The sequence below is a fragment of the Sphingomonas gei genome (assembly GCF_004792685.1).
GTDB lineage: Bacteria > Pseudomonadota > Alphaproteobacteria > Sphingomonadales > Sphingomonadaceae > Sphingomonas > Sphingomonas gei.
Genome location: NZ_SRXT01000005.1, coordinates 376,870 through 390,095, shown reverse-complemented (window position 1 = coordinate 390,095; position 13,226 = coordinate 376,870). Strand labels below are relative to the sequence as shown.

Genomic DNA, 13,226 nt, shown 5'->3' with positions numbered 1-13,226 from the left:
TCTCTCCCCCTATGGTTTTCCGATGCGCAGATTGCGGATGCGCAAATGGCTCTTGGTCGTGCGCAGTGCGAACCAGCCGCTTTTGTAAGGCTGGGCGTCGTCGAGCGCGAAGATCCGTTGGCCATCGCGCTCGACGGCGATGTGGCGGCCGTCTGCGATCAGACGGACATGCGTCCAGCGATTGGCGATGAGCAGGGTCTCCGCCCCCTTCAGATCGTGCCCGGGGAGCAGCGGCCGGTTGCCCGGCTCGCCGACATAACGGCGAAAGCGCGTCGTGGTGTTCCGATTGCCGCCGATCCCGACATAATAGGTTTTCAAGTCGTCATAATCGGCAAACGCGCCCGACCGCTTCTTAGCGAACACCGAGCCGCCCCGCGCCCGCGGATCGCGCGCCATCCAGAAGGCATTGAGGTCGCTGACCTGGTCGCTGGCTCCGCCCTCGGCCACCGCCAGCGCATCGAATTCGATCGCAACCGGGCCGCGAAGCGCGTGCGTGTACCAGAGCGACAGCCCCGCGGGGGTTTGCACGTCGATCATGTCGCCGAAGATGACCAATGCCGCCTGCTCGGCTTCGATCCGCCAGTCGGTTGCGGCGGGCGAGGTCGCCGGCGGTGCGCTATTCGTGCAGCTCGCGGCGCCGAGGCATAGAGCGAGCGCAGCGAGCCCGAAGCTGGAACACTGGCGCATGCACGCTCCCCTCGATCTGCAAGTCGAATAGCAGCGCCGCGTGCGAATGAAAACAGACTAGCGATATATGATATATAAGCTCATATTGTGGGATTATATACGACGGCGCATCCAGGTGATGCCAGCCGCTGCTGCTACCAGCGCTAACCCAAGCCCGGACCGCCCCTCGCGGCGCAACATCGTCAGGCCCAGCGTTGCCATTCCCGACGTGATCCAGCCGACCTTGGGCAGCCCAGCGCCGCGGGCGGCGCGCGCCGCCACACGCGCGGCGATGAAGCTCTGATCTCCGGGCGATTCGGTTGCGTTGGCCGAAAGCGGCATTGCCCTCGCCGCGGGAGCGACGGCCTCGGGCGACCGGATATCTGCAGGAGGTTCGGTTTCGCACTTGGACTGGCGCTCGAGTTCGGAGTTGAGCTCGCCGCCGAAGAGCAGTGCGTAGCTCGACAAATACAGCCAGGTGAGCAAGGCGATCACTGCCCCGAGCGAGCCATAGGTGGCGTTGAAATGGGCGATATGGGCAACATAGGCGCCGAAGCCGAGCGTGAGCCCGAGCCACAGCAGCCCGGCGAGGATCGAACCCGGCGTGATCCACCGCCAGCGTGCGCCGGTGCGGGACGGTGCGAACCGGAACAGCGCCGCCGCCCCCGCCGCGCCCGCCAGCGTGAGCAGCACATAGCTGAGGATCGTGCCGAGAATCAGAAGCGCGTCATTGGCATAGGGCAGTAACGTGCCGACCGCTGCCAGCGCCGCGACTGCGAGCGCGGCGAGCATCGCGGCAAGCGCCCCCGCCGCAGTGATCGCAAGCGCGATCAGGTTGAGCCGCACGAAGCCGCGCTTCTCGTCTTCGTCATAGGCGATGTTAAGTGCCGAGACGAGCGCGCCGGCGCCGTTGCGCGCGCCGAACAGGGCGAGCGCGACGGCGAGGAGCACGCCGAACCCCTTGCCCCCGTCCGATCCCTCGACGACGGTCATCAGTTGCTCGCCGACGCTCGTCGCGACATCGGCCGGCATCACCGCAGTGAGCGCACGCATGTGCCTGACCACGGTGTCGGGCTCGGCGAAGATCCCATAACTCAGCACGATCGCGCTCAACAGCGGAACCAGCGCCAGGAAACCGTAAAAAGCGACCCCGGCCGCAGCAAGGCCGATATTGTCGCTGGCGGATTCCTTGACCGTGCGCAGCGCGACAGCGCGCCATGCCGCCCACGACATTTGCCACGGGCTGTCTGCGACCCTGTCCGTCCGGTTCATCGCTGCCACCTGTTTTTCGCCCGCGACTCAAGCGTTTGGCACGCTACCGCGTTCCGGCCCGCCGCTATTGGCGCCCGTGTCACATTAATGTCACGGTCGCGTCGGCAAATCCGTGCGGATCGCATTGCAGTGCAACAAAATGCGGCGCTCGTCTCTTCTGCACGGACCGATGCCGAGTGCCCAGAGTATCCGGGCGGCATCGGGCGTAACAAACAGCGTCACGAGGTTTTCCTAAAAATGCGTATTCTCATCACCGCCGCGGCGCTCGCCGCGGCTCTCCCGACTGTCGCTTTCGCGCAGGACACTGCCTCAGACGCGAACGTCGCTGCCGGTGAAGCGCCCGATGGCTCGCCCGGCTTCGGCATCGAGCCGTATTTCGGCATCATGGGCGGCTACGAGCAGTTCGACGATTCGCACCCGGTGGCGGGCATCCCCGCAGCGCCCGGCGGCCGCGATTTCGACGGCGGGATCGTCCAGGGCGTCGTCGGCGTCAACGTGCCGCTCGGCCCGGTGTTCGTCGGCGTCGAAGGCAATGCCACCAAGGGCATCAAAGGCGCGATCGACTGGGAATATGGCGTCGCCGGACGCGCGGGCTTCCGCATCGGCGACAGCGGCCTGATCTACGGCAAGGCCGGCTACCAGTGGGTCAATTTCGACGCGCTCGGCAATGACAGCCGCGACTTCCACGACATCACCGCCGGCCTCGGCGTCGAAGTCGGACCGAAGGACATCGGTCTCGGCGGCATCACCAGCCGTTCGGGCATCCGCTTCCGCCTCGAGATGAACAGCTTCGGCGACTTCAACAGCTTCCAGCCGGTCGCGGGCATCATCGCCCACTTCTGATGAGATACGGCGCGGTCGGCACTCGCCGGCCGCGTCCCTCGTTTTACGATCCTATCGAGCGGCGCGAACGCGCCATGGCCAGGCAAGCAGCCGGCCGCCAGCTCCGCCACTCAGCGTCGAGCGCCGAACATCCTAATCTAGGGAACTGCCGCGATTTGCGGCGATGGTGGACAGGGCTGGATTCGAACCAGCGTACGGGAAACCCGGGCAGATTTACAGTCTGCTGCCTTTAACCACTCGGCCACCTGTCCATGGTGCCGCCAGAAGCGAGGGCGGTCCAATGCCGAAGCGACCCCCGCGTGTCAACGCCTTGCGCGCAGGCCCGCCGCCGCATAGCGTCGCGTGCATCCCTCCAGTCTCGCAGGAGCCTCATGCGCAACGCCGCCGCACTTGCCGCTATCATCCTTCTCGCCGCACCGCTCGGTGCCCAATCGGTCGACCGTGCCGAAACCGGGCGGATCCTCGATGAAGGCATTAATCGTTCGCAAGTGATGCTGACCGTGCAGCATCTGACCGACCATATCGGCCCGCGCCTGACCAATTCGCCCGGCATGCGCGCCGCCGAGGACTGGACTGCGTCCCGGTTCCGCGACTGGGGACTGAAGAACGTCCACAAGGAGGGCTTCGATTTCGGCCGCGGCTGGTGGATCGAGCGGTCGAGCGCGCGCATGATCAGCCCGCGCCCGATCGCGCTCACCGCGATCCCGATCGCCTGGACGCCGGCGACACCGGGCAAGATCAGCGCGCCGGCGATCGTCGCGCCGATGAGCGAGGAGCGCCATTTCGCGCGCTATCGCGGCCAGCTCGCCGGCAAGATCGTATTGGTCACTTTGCCCAATGACGGCTCCGAGCCAGGCGACCCGGCGTTCCGCCGCTATAGCGGCGACGATCTCGCCAAGCTCGACGTCTACGACCCGCCCAAATACGATCCCGAGGCGAGCGACCGGCGGATGAAGCGGCTCGATTATTCGAGCAAGCTCGACGCTTTCCTCAAGGCCGAGGGCGCGGTCGCTTATGCGACGATGTCGCCGCGCGACGGCAAACTGGTCGGCGGTACCGGCTATCTGTTCGGCGTAGGCGAGAGCCAGCAAGTTCCCGGGGTAGAGATCGCCGCCGAGGATTATCGCCGCCTCGCACGGCTCGCCAAGCAGGGCCCGGCGCCGGTGGTCGAGCTCGAGAACCTCGTCCATTTCGTCGACACCGACACCAAGGCCTACAACATCCTCGCCGACATTCCCGGCAGCGATCCTTCGGGCGCCTATGTGATGGCCGGCGCGCATCTCGACAGCTGGTTCGCCGGCGACGGTGCGGTCGACAATGGCGCCGGCGTCGCGATGGTGATGGAAGCCGCGCGCATCCTCCAGGCGATGGGGGTCAAGCCCAAGCGCACGATCCGCTTCGCGCTCTGGGCGGGCGAGGAGCAGGGCCTGCTCGGCTCGATGGCCTATGTCGAGCAGCATATCGCCACCCGCGCACGCAAGCCGGGCAGCCCCGCGACCGGGCTCGCGCGCTTCTATGGCTGGGCCAATCGCTGGCCGATCACGCGTCAGCCCGGCTACGGCCAGCTTGCCGCTTATTTCAATCTCGACAACGGCTCGGGCAAGGTCCGCGGCATCTATGCCGAGAACAACGGCGCCGTGGTGCCGATCTTCCGCGACTGGTTCGCGCCGTTCAATGCAATGGGCGCGAGCACCGTAGCGATCCGCACCACCGGCGGCACCGATCACGTCTTTTTCTCGGCAGTAGGCATACCGGCGTTCCAGTTCATCCAGGACCCGCTCGACTATGGCAGCCGGCTGCACCATAGCAGCATCGACACCTTCGATCACATCAAGGCCGCCGACATGCGCCAGGGTGCGGTGATCCTCGCGAACTTCCTGCTCAACGCCGCCAATGCCGACAAGCCCTTGCCGCGCATGCCCTTCCCCACCGAGCCGAACGTCACCGATCCGTTCGCTTACCCCAATCCGGATGATCTCGACTGATGGCACGCAAAGGACACCGCCCGAGCAAGGCACCAACGTCGCGGCCGCGCTTTTATGGGCGGCACGCGGTATTGGCGGCGCTCGCCAACCCCGAGCGGACGGTTCGCAAAATCTGGGGGACGCGCGAGGCGCTGGCGGAGCTCGACATTCCCTCGACGATCCCGATCACCTTTGCCGATGCCGCCGATCTCGGCCGGCTCGTCCCCGGCGATGCGCCGCACCAGGGCCTCGTTGCCGAAGTCGACCCGCTCGAGGAAATCTGGCTGGGAGACCTGCTTGCCCAGGGCAAGGAAGAGGGCGACCAGCGGCCGCTGGTGGTGCTCGATCAGGTTACCGATCCGCACAATGTCGGCGCGGTGTTGCGTTCGGCTGCAGCGTTCGACGCGCTTGGCATCGTCACCCAGGACCGCCACGCCCCGCCCGAATCGGGCGCGCTCGCGCGGGCGGCGTCGGGCACGCTCGAGACGGTGCCGTGGGTCCGCGTAGTCAACCTCGCCCGCGCGCTCGAGGAAATCGCCGAAGCGGGCTTCTGGCGAGTCGGCCTCACCGGCCACGCCGAGGGCACGCTCGGCGAAGTGATGGGCCAGGGCCGCATCGCCCTGGTGCTCGGCGCCGAAGGCGAAGGCATGCGCCAGAACACCGAATCGCATTGCGACCAGCTCGCCCGGCTGCCGATCTCGGACAAGGTCGAGAGCCTCAACGTGTCGAACGCGGCGGCGGTAGCACTCTATGCGATTGCAGCGCGGGGGTAAGCGAGTGCGCCTCGTCGCCTAGCGAAGCTAGGTGAGGGTTTCCCGCTATCGATAGGGCGCCCCCTCACCCAGCTCCGACTAGGGCCCGCTGAAGAAGCGGGCCCTAGTCTGCGCGACCCTCTCCCGACGGGAGAGGGGACAAAGGGCTCAATCCTCAGCAGCGATCGTAACGCGCAGCCCGTCCAGCGCGTTGGTGAACTGCATCTGGCACGACAGCCGAGAGCGCGCGTCGCGGTCCGGCGAGCTGTCGAGCAGATCATTCTCGTCTTCGCTCATCGGCGGCAGTTTGGCCGCAAATTCCGGATCGACATGGACGTGGCAGGTCGCACAACTGCAGCAGCCGCCGCAAATCGCGAGCAATTCGTCGAAGCCGTTGTCGCGGATCACTTCCATCACGCTGAGGCCCGCATCGCCCATGACTTCGCGTTCTTCCCCTTCCCTGGTGACGACGATAAGCTTGGGCATGCAATTCTCCTTGGTCGGCCTTTCCCATGCCGCCGAAGCCCCCTCGATTCAAGGATAGCGGCCATGGGCCTTAGCGAAACCGAGTTGAAAGCGTCGATCGACGCGCTCGTCAGGATCGAGCCCGCCTTCGCCGTAGCGCTGGCCCGCGCCGGCTATCCGGCGCCGCGGCTGCGCGACCGGGGATACGAGACGTTGCTGCGCACGATCATTGGCCAGCAAGTGAGCGTCGCGGCCGCACAATCGATCTGGAACAAGCTCGCGGCGGCATTGGGCGACCTCACCGATCCCGGCACGGTCGCGCGCGCATCGGACGAGACCCTGCGCGGCGCCGGCCTCTCGCGCCAGAAAGTCAGCTATGCCCGCAGCCTCGCCGAAGAAGTGACCAGCGGCCGGCTCGATCTTGCCCATCTGCCGGCGGACGACGAGGAAGCGATCGCCGCGCTCACCCATATCAAGGGCATCGGCCGCTGGTCGGCCGAGATCTATCTGCTGTTCGCCGAGGGCCGTCCCGACATCTGGCCGGCAGGCGACCTGGCGGTGCAGATCGAGATCGGCCGCATCCTCGGCCATGCCGAGCGGCCGTCGGAGAAGATGCTGCGGGAATGGTCGCTGCCGTGGCGCCCCTATCGCGGTGCGGCGGCGATCTTCGCCTGGCACCATTACAAGATCGACATGGATGTGATCTGAGCAGTCCGGGGCCGGGAACCGGCTTGGCCAGCCCTCAGGCCACAGGCGCGCGCTCCGCCCTGACGAAGAGCGCGCCCGAAGCGAGCCACGACAGCGCGAAAAATCCGTTCAAAGCGAAAAGCCCCGCTGCTCCCTGCGGCTCCAGCGCGGCAACCGGTCCCGTCGCCACGATGGCGCCGAGCATGAGCTGAATCGCGGCGACGCTGAACATGGTCCGGGCGAGGCCGCGAGGGCTGGATTGGGCGGCAAAGGCACCCACCGCGGCGACGACGACCAGCATGAAAAAGCTCAGATTGACCGGATTGTCCTCATCTCCCGCGATGCCGACTGCGAGATTCATCCAACCGATCACAAGCGCGTTGAAAAGCGCCAGCGCGGCGCCCGCCCGGTAGCTCCAGTTTCCACTGGCCATCGATCCGTCTCCTCCAGATGGCGACTGCCTACAGGCATGAAATGCAGGCGAGATGCGGAAAGCGTGAGGATCTCGTGAGGAAGATCAACCCGCGACCCTGACACCCTCGGCCGCTTTCAGCCGTTGCGCGCGTCCATGCCCACCGCCAATGCACCGAGCGGACCGGCCATCGCCCCGAGCCCTGGCGGGCCCAGGCGGCGATCGAGTTCGCCAGCATAGCCCGCAAGCGAACCATAGCCGCCCAGACTCTCGGCCAGCCGCGCGCGCAATCGCGGAAACAGATGCCCGCGCGCCGCGATCACGCCGCCGCCGATCGCGATCCTTTCGGGCGCCGCGACGGTGACGAGGTTGTGGAGCAGCCCGCCCAGATCGTGGACGAACAGATCCCATTCTGGCCCGTCCACCGGCAGTTCGCGGCCCGGACGACCGAAACGCTCGGCAAGCGCGGGTCCCGAAATCAGCCCCTCGACGCAATCGCCATGGAAGCGGCACCAGCCGGGATAGCTGTCCCCCGCCGCGCGCGGCACGCGCATATGCCCTGCCTCGCCATGCGCCACGCCCTGCACCGGGCGGCCGCCGGCGATCAACCCGACGCCGACGCCCGTGCCGATCGTCAGATAGGCGTGCGTCGCCAGACCCTGCGCCGCACCCCAGCGCGCCTCGGCGAGTGCGGCGCCGTTGACGTCGGTCTGGAAGCCGATCGGCCTGGCGTAGCGCCGCTCAAGTCGGCGGACGAGGTCGGTCCCGCTCCAGCCCGGCTTGGTGGTGGCGGTGATCGCGCCATAATCCGGTGCACCGGTGTCAAGCTGGAGCGGGCCGAAGCTGGCAACGCCGATCGCGTCGAAGCTCCAGCCGTCGAGCACGGCCTCGATTTCGGCAAGGGTCGTCGCCGGATCGGTGGTCGCGATCGTCCGCTGTTCGCGTATGTCGGCCGGGCCGGTCCCCAGCAAGGCGATGCATTTGGTGCCACCGAGTTCGAGCCCGGCGATCAAGTTTGGCGTGACAGGCATCCCGCCCCGCTAGCCTAGCCGGCCGCGGGGGAAAAGCCGTGATAAAAGGAGGCCGCCGCGAACGGCGGCCAGTCTGCGCACAGCGAAGCGGCCGCTCCCCCCTTTTCCCACCGTCGTCAGAACGGCCGCTGAGCCCGATTGCCACTTGCCGCCCGGCTCGTAGCGCGTGACGGCGGCACTCTCGAACTCGAAAATGGCTGCGCTGCTTCGCCTCGGTGCGGTTGATCACGTCGAGAGGCTCATCCAGTCCGAAGGCGTCGGGCTGATGGAGCCCGCTCGCCGGCGCTTTCTGTCGGGCAAATGCACGCGAGGGCGAGGGCGAGGGCGAAGGCCGGCGCGCCGATTTCGACTTCCCGTCGGTCGACAGGGCCCACGGCTATGCCGTGATCGACGTGCTGCGTGAATTGGCTGCTCGACCAGCCGGCCGTGTCGAGCATGATCGTCGGCGCCAAGCTGCCCGACCAGCTCGCCGACAATCTAGGCGCGGTCGATGTGGTGTTTACCGCCGATGAGCTGGCGCGGCTGGATGAAGCGAGCAAGCTGGCGCCCGAATATCCCGGCTGGATGCTCGAGCGCCAAGGCGGCTATCCAGCGCCCCCGCCACGGCGTTAACCTGCGACATTACCCGTAGGTCACCACCAGCCGCTCCGCGAACGGACCGTTCTTGCTCAGCCTGCCCGCTTTCCCCGCCGCGCGGCGCAGGTTCGGTTGCTTGAGCAGCGGCTTGAGCATCAGATGCAGCGTTGCCGCGTTGATGTGCCGGCCGAAGCATTCGTGCAGCCCGAAGCCGAAATGCATGTAGTCGCTCGCCGGCCGGTTCGGATCGAACACTCTCGGATTGGCGACGCGGCGCGGATCCATCATCGCCGAGGCGAAGGCGGCGAGCACTTGCGCGCCCGCGGGAATGGTCGCTGCGTGCGACGTGCCTGTCCCCAGCGTCCAGTCGGTCAGCGCCACCCGTGGCAGTCCGGGGGCGAGCGGATCGAAACGCATCGCCTCGAGCACGTAACGGCGCAGGCGCTCGTCGTCATCGGCGCGCGCCGCCGCCCGCGCTTCGGCGAGCGCTTCGGGCCGCCGGAGCAATTGCTCCATCGCCTGCGGTACCACCATCGGCGGCTGGGGTGGCCCGCCGACGATGAACCCCATCAGCGACGTGCGGATGAAATCGTCGGTATAGGCGGCATCGCCCTGCGCCTGCAGCGCCAGGCAGCGCGACAATATGTCGTCCTTGCCCGGCTCGATCCGCCGCCGCGCGATCTCGTTCTGGATGTGCAGCCGCAGCGCGGGCGCGATCTCGTCGACTTCCTTGCGCAAGGCGGGATCGTTGCCCTGATCGACGAACTGGAATTCGAACAGCCGCGTCCCCCACACGCGCAGGTCGCCGCCCGGCGGATCGGGCACCCCCAGATAATCGCCGAGCATCGTGAAGGTCACGCGCCGCACCAGGGTGTCGACCACGTCGATGCGCCCGCCCGCGCCGGCGACGATCGCCTCGCCCAGCGCCTCGGTGCGCACCGCGAGCACCGGCAAATCCTCGGGCCGCACCACCTTGCGCATCGCGTCGGTATCGTGGCGATATTGGTCGGTGTCGGCCATGCCGAGGAAGAAGGGCTGACCGCCCATGATCACGTCGAGATGCGGCTTGTAGATCACCCCGAACGCCGGATCGGTGGCGAACACCTCGCGGACATCGTCGTAGCGCGACGTGAGGTAATTGTTGCCCAGCTTCATCACCGGCTTCCAGCGCCGCAAAAACGTGAAGAAGCTCGGCATCAGCGCCATCACCAGCCGCTGGATCAGCGCCTTGAACCCGGTCGGCCCCGGCCGGAGCACGTCGCTTGAGGTCAGCGCGCTCATAGCGAAGCCAGATAGCGAATGGCGGGCATGCTCGGCAGGAAGAAATATTCGCCGCCCGCCATCTGGACGAAGGTGTCGACTTCGATGATCCGCCGCAGCGGCTTTTCGGGGATGGTCAGCATCCCCTTCGGCCCGAGCAAGGGATCGACTTCGTCATAGAGGAAGGCGAAGTTCGGATTGAGCATCCAGGTCTGCTGGACGAACTCGAACTGGCGCGTGATGTCGGTGTTGAGGCAGATGAACAGCAGTCCGCGCTCCTTGCCGTCGTCGACGCGCTTGTCGAGAATGTCGGGGCCGTATTTGCGGCCGCGGCGCAGGATGCGGTGGTTGTTCGCCGCATCGAGCAACGTCTGCTTGTCGCTCGGCTTCGGCGCCAGCCCGTCACGCGGATTGCCGCGGCGGACATGGCTGCCGAGCGGACAGCCATGTCCGAGCTTGTCGCGATCGTAGAACAGGAAGTCATTGTCGGGCTGGTCGTATTTGTCGACCGGGAGCACACCGGTCTTGCTGTTCGGGCACAGCAGATTGCCGTCAAGGTCGCGCCCGATCACGCGGCTGGCGATCCAGTCGGCGGTGATATGCCCCGAATGCTCGGGGTCGCGCCGGTTGATCCGCGCCGAGGCGGCGTCCATCGAATTCCAGAAGGCGGCAACGTCCTGCTTGAGCTCGCGTACCACCATATAGCTGCCGTCGAGCCCGAGATCGAGAAAGCCCTCGCCGCGCGGATGCGGGAGCAGTCCGGCCTTTGCGCCGGCCTCGGAAGTGGCGACCACCGGCCCGAGCGCGATTTCGTGATGCCCGTTCTCGTGCCCCATCAGCACTTCGCCGAGCGGCACGCCGTTCCAATAATCCTTGGGATAGTCGCTGCCGTCCCGCACCGTGACCACCTTGGATTCGAACGGTGCCGGCTGCGACACGCCGTCGGCAAAGCCGAAATGCTCGCGCGCGATTCCGCGCGGGTCGGGGCGCAGATCGAGCGGCAGCCCGTGGACGATCTTGACCTGGTGCGGCGCCAGCGCGTCGCCCACCGTCCGGCACCAGGCCTCGGCGGTCTCCTCGTCCTTCTCGTAGAGCAGCAGTAGCGCATGCACGGTGATCGGCGTCTTCACTTGCGTCTCGACCACCTTTTCGAGATCGTCGAAGGCATGCGCATCGGCCATGCCGCACCACTTGTCGTCTGTCGGGGTGTTGCCGCTCCATTTGGGGCCGCCGGGAATCACCGTCGACAGCCATTCGTCCTCGCGCCGGTCGCCCAATCGGCGCAGCCGGTCTTCCTGGAACATGCCTTCCTTGAACGGCCGGTCGAACGACGCCAGCGTGCTCGCGTCGAGCCCCATCTTGCGCATCCCTTCCCAAGTCAGGCCGATCCCCGCGGCGCGGGCGTCCTTGCCGTCGGCGTCGGTGATCGGCGCCACGTCCTGCACAGCCTTGAGCCATGCCCCGCCATCCTTTTTCTGCACCCCGTCCCAGGCGAATTCGAGGAACAAGGCGCGCCCGGTCGGCAGCGAAACGAAGCCGCTGACCACCATGCCCTGGGTCAGCGTGTCGTGCGGCGGGGCGAGCTTCCAGCTCGGCGGGCCCTTTTGCGGTGCGGCGCTCACAGGTCGTTGATCCACAAAGCGGCATCCTTGTCCGAGAGTGTTCGCTTGCGCAGCCCGATCGCTATTCGGAAATTCCGCTCTATCTGTTCGGCGGTGAGGTCTTTGTACGCCGAATACCAGAAGCGGCTGACGGTCATCGAATGCCGCGCCCATTCCTTGAACTGGCGGCCATGGCTGGCGCCGTCCTTGACCAGGAAGCGAGTCGGCGGGAAGCCCACCCCGCAACACCAGGCCAGCGTCAGCCCGGCGTGTGCCTTCTCGATGAAATCGTCGAGATAGCTCTCCCAGGTCTGGTCGAAGTTCGAGAAGAACATCAGCCGCGACTTGTTGTTGACCATCGCCCAATGCGCGAAATGGATTGTCCGCATCGAGCCGAGATAGCCGCTCCGCGCCTGGATCCGCAGCACCAGCCCGAGCAGGCGATGCCCTGCGCGGATCAGGATCATGCGCAGGATGCCGGGCTTGATCAGCACCAGCGAGCCCATGTGGTTTTGTGGAATCCAGTCCTCGCGCCGCGCCATCTCGCGCAGCATGACGGGATCGACCGGCGGTGCGTCCTGCGACGCATCGCGCCGCTCGATCACGCGCAGCCACAGCACGATGCCGGCGATGACCACCGGTGCGCCGGCCAGCCCCCACAGCAGCCAGGTCACCATCCCGTGCCACGCCGCGTCGAAATTGCGCGCAGTGGCCAGCATCGACAGCGGCGTGCCGATCGCCACCGCGACCACCAGATAGCCCGCCACGAACAGCAGCAGCGGGACCAGCTGGCTGAAGAAGAATTTGAGGAAGCTGAACTTGGTCGCGATCTCGGTTCCCGGCAGCGCCACACCGATGCGCTTGAGCAGCATCGCGATGCCGATGAACACCACCACCAGCAGGATCAGATAGCGTTCCCACGGCATCGCCAAGCTGAGGAATAGCCCCGGGATCGACAGCACGAACACCGCCGCGACGATGAAGCTGATCAGCCGCACCCAGTCGCCGATATTCTCGGCAAGCGGGATACGCGTCGGCGGTGGCTGATCGAGCCAGGCGAAATCGGGGTGCACTGCGGCGCGCAATTTGGCGTGGATCTGCCGCGGCGTGAGCACGCGATAGGGGTTGGGGCCCTCGTGATTGGCGCAGCGCAATTCGACTCGCGTCGCCTCGAACAATTTGTGCTCGGCGAGGATGCGGTCGCGCGTCATCCCACGATTGCCGTGATGGAACACCGTCGGAGTGAGCGAACGCCGCTCGAGATACGGCGCGATCGGCGCGCGCGCATCAGGCGCCGCAATCGAGTCGAACAGCGGCCCGTCATTGTCGAGCGGCCGCTTGCAGCAGCGCAGCATCGACCGCAGTTCGGGCCCGATCGCCGATTCGAGCTGTCCCCAGAAAGGCCCCGGCGCGCCGTCGAAATTGGCTTCGATCACGAACAGCGGATCATAGTCGAAGCCGGGATAGACGCTGAGCGACATGAAGTGCACTGCCGGCACCCGCGTCAGGAAGTCGGCGAAAGGTCCGGTGCCGCCCGAAGGGTCGGCACTTCGCTTCTCGCGCAACTTGTCGAGCAACGACGACAAATGATCATAGCTCTCGGGCTTTACCTCGAGCGCCACGGACAAGGTGGTTTGCCGCATGCATCTCCCCCAACATCATCGCGACCGCCGCCCCCGGCAGTTTCGCGAGTCGTG

At 66.4% G+C, this 13,226-nt stretch carries 13 protein-coding genes and 1 tRNA gene; 5 read left to right on the top strand and 9 right to left on the bottom strand.

The window, feature by feature from the left end; translation table 11 throughout:
* Window positions 1-9: 9 nt before the first annotated feature.
* Together E5A73_RS14615 and E5A73_RS14610 are read right to left on the bottom strand one after the other, a co-directional pair.
* Window positions 10-687 (bottom strand): DUF6250 domain-containing protein, encoded by a 678-nt coding sequence (locus E5A73_RS14615; protein WP_135964564.1) that lies wholly within the window; start codon window positions 685-687, stop codon window positions 10-12.
* 93 nt (window positions 688-780) lie between these two features.
* Window positions 781-1,899, bottom strand: coding sequence for a YihY/virulence factor BrkB family protein (locus tag E5A73_RS14610; protein WP_240700199.1), 1,119 nt, complete (start codon window positions 1,897-1,899; stop codon window positions 781-783).
* Between the two features lie 276 nt (window positions 1,900-2,175).
* Between E5A73_RS14610 and E5A73_RS14605 the strand changes: the two genes are divergently transcribed.
* The gene (locus E5A73_RS14605; protein ID WP_135964562.1) at window positions 2,176-2,781 is read left to right on the top strand and encodes an outer membrane protein; all 606 of its coding nucleotides are present in this window, start codon (window positions 2,176-2,178) and stop codon (window positions 2,779-2,781) included.
* 164 nt (window positions 2,782-2,945) lie between these two features.
* On the opposite strand, the gene E5A73_RS14600 is transcribed toward E5A73_RS14605, so the two are convergent.
* Window positions 2,946-3,032, bottom strand: a tRNA-Tyr gene (locus tag E5A73_RS14600).
* A gap of 120 nt (window positions 3,033-3,152) precedes the next feature.
* On the opposite strand from E5A73_RS14600, the gene E5A73_RS14595 reads away from it, so the two are divergent.
* Both E5A73_RS14595 and rlmB read left to right on the top strand, forming a co-directional pair.
* Entirely contained in the window at window positions 3,153-4,766 is a 1,614-nt protein-coding gene (locus E5A73_RS14595; RefSeq protein ID WP_135964561.1) for a M20/M25/M40 family metallo-hydrolase, read from the top strand.
* Window positions 4,766-5,518: a 23S rRNA (guanosine(2251)-2'-O)-methyltransferase RlmB gene (gene rlmB / locus E5A73_RS14590; RefSeq protein WP_135964560.1), complete on the top strand. Its 753-nt coding sequence runs from the start codon at window positions 4,766-4,768 to the stop codon at window positions 5,516-5,518. Before E5A73_RS14595 ends, rlmB begins: the two co-directional genes overlap by 1 nt.
* A gap of 147 nt (window positions 5,519-5,665) precedes the next feature.
* Here the strand turns inward: rlmB and E5A73_RS14585 are convergent, their stop codons facing one another.
* The gene (locus tag E5A73_RS14585) at window positions 5,666-5,983 is read right to left on the bottom strand and encodes a 2Fe-2S iron-sulfur cluster-binding protein (protein ID WP_135964559.1); all 318 of its coding nucleotides are present in this window, start codon (window positions 5,981-5,983) and stop codon (window positions 5,666-5,668) included.
* A gap of 63 nt (window positions 5,984-6,046) precedes the next feature.
* On the opposite strand from E5A73_RS14585, the gene E5A73_RS14580 reads away from it, so the two are divergent.
* A complete protein-coding gene (locus tag E5A73_RS14580; protein ID WP_135964558.1) occupies window positions 6,047-6,670 on the top strand; it encodes a DNA-3-methyladenine glycosylase family protein in 624 nt (207 codons plus the stop codon).
* 34 nt (window positions 6,671-6,704) lie between these two features.
* Here E5A73_RS14580 and E5A73_RS14575 read toward each other — a convergent pair whose 3' ends face one another.
* Both E5A73_RS14575 and E5A73_RS14570 read right to left on the bottom strand, forming a co-directional pair.
* Window positions 6,705-7,082, bottom strand: a complete 378-nt coding sequence (locus tag E5A73_RS14575) for a hypothetical protein (RefSeq protein WP_135964557.1) — start codon at window positions 7,080-7,082, stop codon at window positions 6,705-6,707.
* 116 nt (window positions 7,083-7,198) lie between these two features.
* Entirely contained in the window at window positions 7,199-8,092 is an 894-nt protein-coding gene (locus tag E5A73_RS14570) for an ROK family protein (RefSeq protein WP_206366502.1), read from the bottom strand.
* Between the two features lie 399 nt (window positions 8,093-8,491).
* Between E5A73_RS14570 and E5A73_RS21795 the strand changes: the two genes are divergently transcribed.
* Complete coding sequence (locus tag E5A73_RS21795; RefSeq protein WP_240700198.1) at window positions 8,492-8,704, top strand: aldo/keto reductase; 213 nt, start codon at window positions 8,492-8,494, stop codon at window positions 8,702-8,704.
* A 9-nt stretch (window positions 8,705-8,713) separates the two neighbouring features.
* Here the strand turns inward: E5A73_RS21795 and E5A73_RS14560 are convergent, their stop codons facing one another.
* The 3 genes from E5A73_RS14560 to E5A73_RS14550 are packed head-to-tail and all read right to left on the bottom strand — an operon-like array spanning window position 8,714 to window position 13,172.
* Window positions 8,714-9,949 (bottom strand): cytochrome P450, encoded by a 1,236-nt coding sequence (locus tag E5A73_RS14560; protein WP_135964556.1) that lies wholly within the window; start codon window positions 9,947-9,949, stop codon window positions 8,714-8,716.
* Window positions 9,946-11,565, bottom strand: coding sequence for a Dyp-type peroxidase (locus E5A73_RS14555; protein WP_135964555.1), 1,620 nt, complete (start codon window positions 11,563-11,565; stop codon window positions 9,946-9,948). The genes E5A73_RS14560 and E5A73_RS14555 overlap by 4 nt, the downstream gene beginning before the upstream one ends.
* Complete coding sequence (locus E5A73_RS14550; RefSeq protein WP_135964554.1) at window positions 11,547-13,172, bottom strand: hypothetical protein; 1,626 nt, start codon at window positions 13,170-13,172, stop codon at window positions 11,547-11,549. Before E5A73_RS14550 ends, E5A73_RS14555 begins: the two co-directional genes overlap by 19 nt.
* Between the last annotated feature and the right edge of the window lie 54 nt (window positions 13,173-13,226).

Bases quoted from the DNA above. Each gene is read 5' to 3' on its own strand.
- E5A73_RS14610 (WP_240700199.1), bottom strand. From the start codon at position 1,899: ATGTCGTGGGCGGCATGGCGCGCTGTCGCGCTGCGCACGGTCAAGGAA.
- E5A73_RS14615 (WP_135964564.1), bottom strand. From the start codon at position 687: ATGCGCCAGTGTTCCAGCTTCGGGCTCGCTGCGCTCGCTCTATGCCTC.
- rlmB (WP_135964560.1), top strand. From the start codon at position 4,766: ATGGCACGCAAAGGACACCGCCCGAGCAAGGCACCAACGTCGCGGCCG.
- E5A73_RS14570 (WP_206366502.1), bottom strand. From the start codon at position 8,092: ATGCCTGTCACGCCAAACTTGATCGCCGGGCTCGAACTCGGTGGCACC.
- E5A73_RS14560 (WP_135964556.1), bottom strand. From the start codon at position 9,949: ATGAGCGCGCTGACCTCAAGCGACGTGCTCCGGCCGGGGCCGACCGGG.
- E5A73_RS14585 (WP_135964559.1), bottom strand. From the start codon at position 5,983: ATGCCCAAGCTTATCGTCGTCACCAGGGAAGGGGAAGAACGCGAAGTC.
- E5A73_RS14575 (WP_135964557.1), bottom strand. From the start codon at position 7,082: ATGGCCAGTGGAAACTGGAGCTACCGGGCGGGCGCCGCGCTGGCGCTT.
- E5A73_RS14595 (WP_135964561.1), top strand. From the start codon at position 3,153: ATGCGCAACGCCGCCGCACTTGCCGCTATCATCCTTCTCGCCGCACCG.
- E5A73_RS14605 (WP_135964562.1), top strand. From the start codon at position 2,176: ATGCGTATTCTCATCACCGCCGCGGCGCTCGCCGCGGCTCTCCCGACT.
- E5A73_RS14550 (WP_135964554.1), bottom strand. From the start codon at position 13,172: ATGCGGCAAACCACCTTGTCCGTGGCGCTCGAGGTAAAGCCCGAGAGC.
- E5A73_RS14580 (WP_135964558.1), top strand. From the start codon at position 6,047: ATGGGCCTTAGCGAAACCGAGTTGAAAGCGTCGATCGACGCGCTCGTC.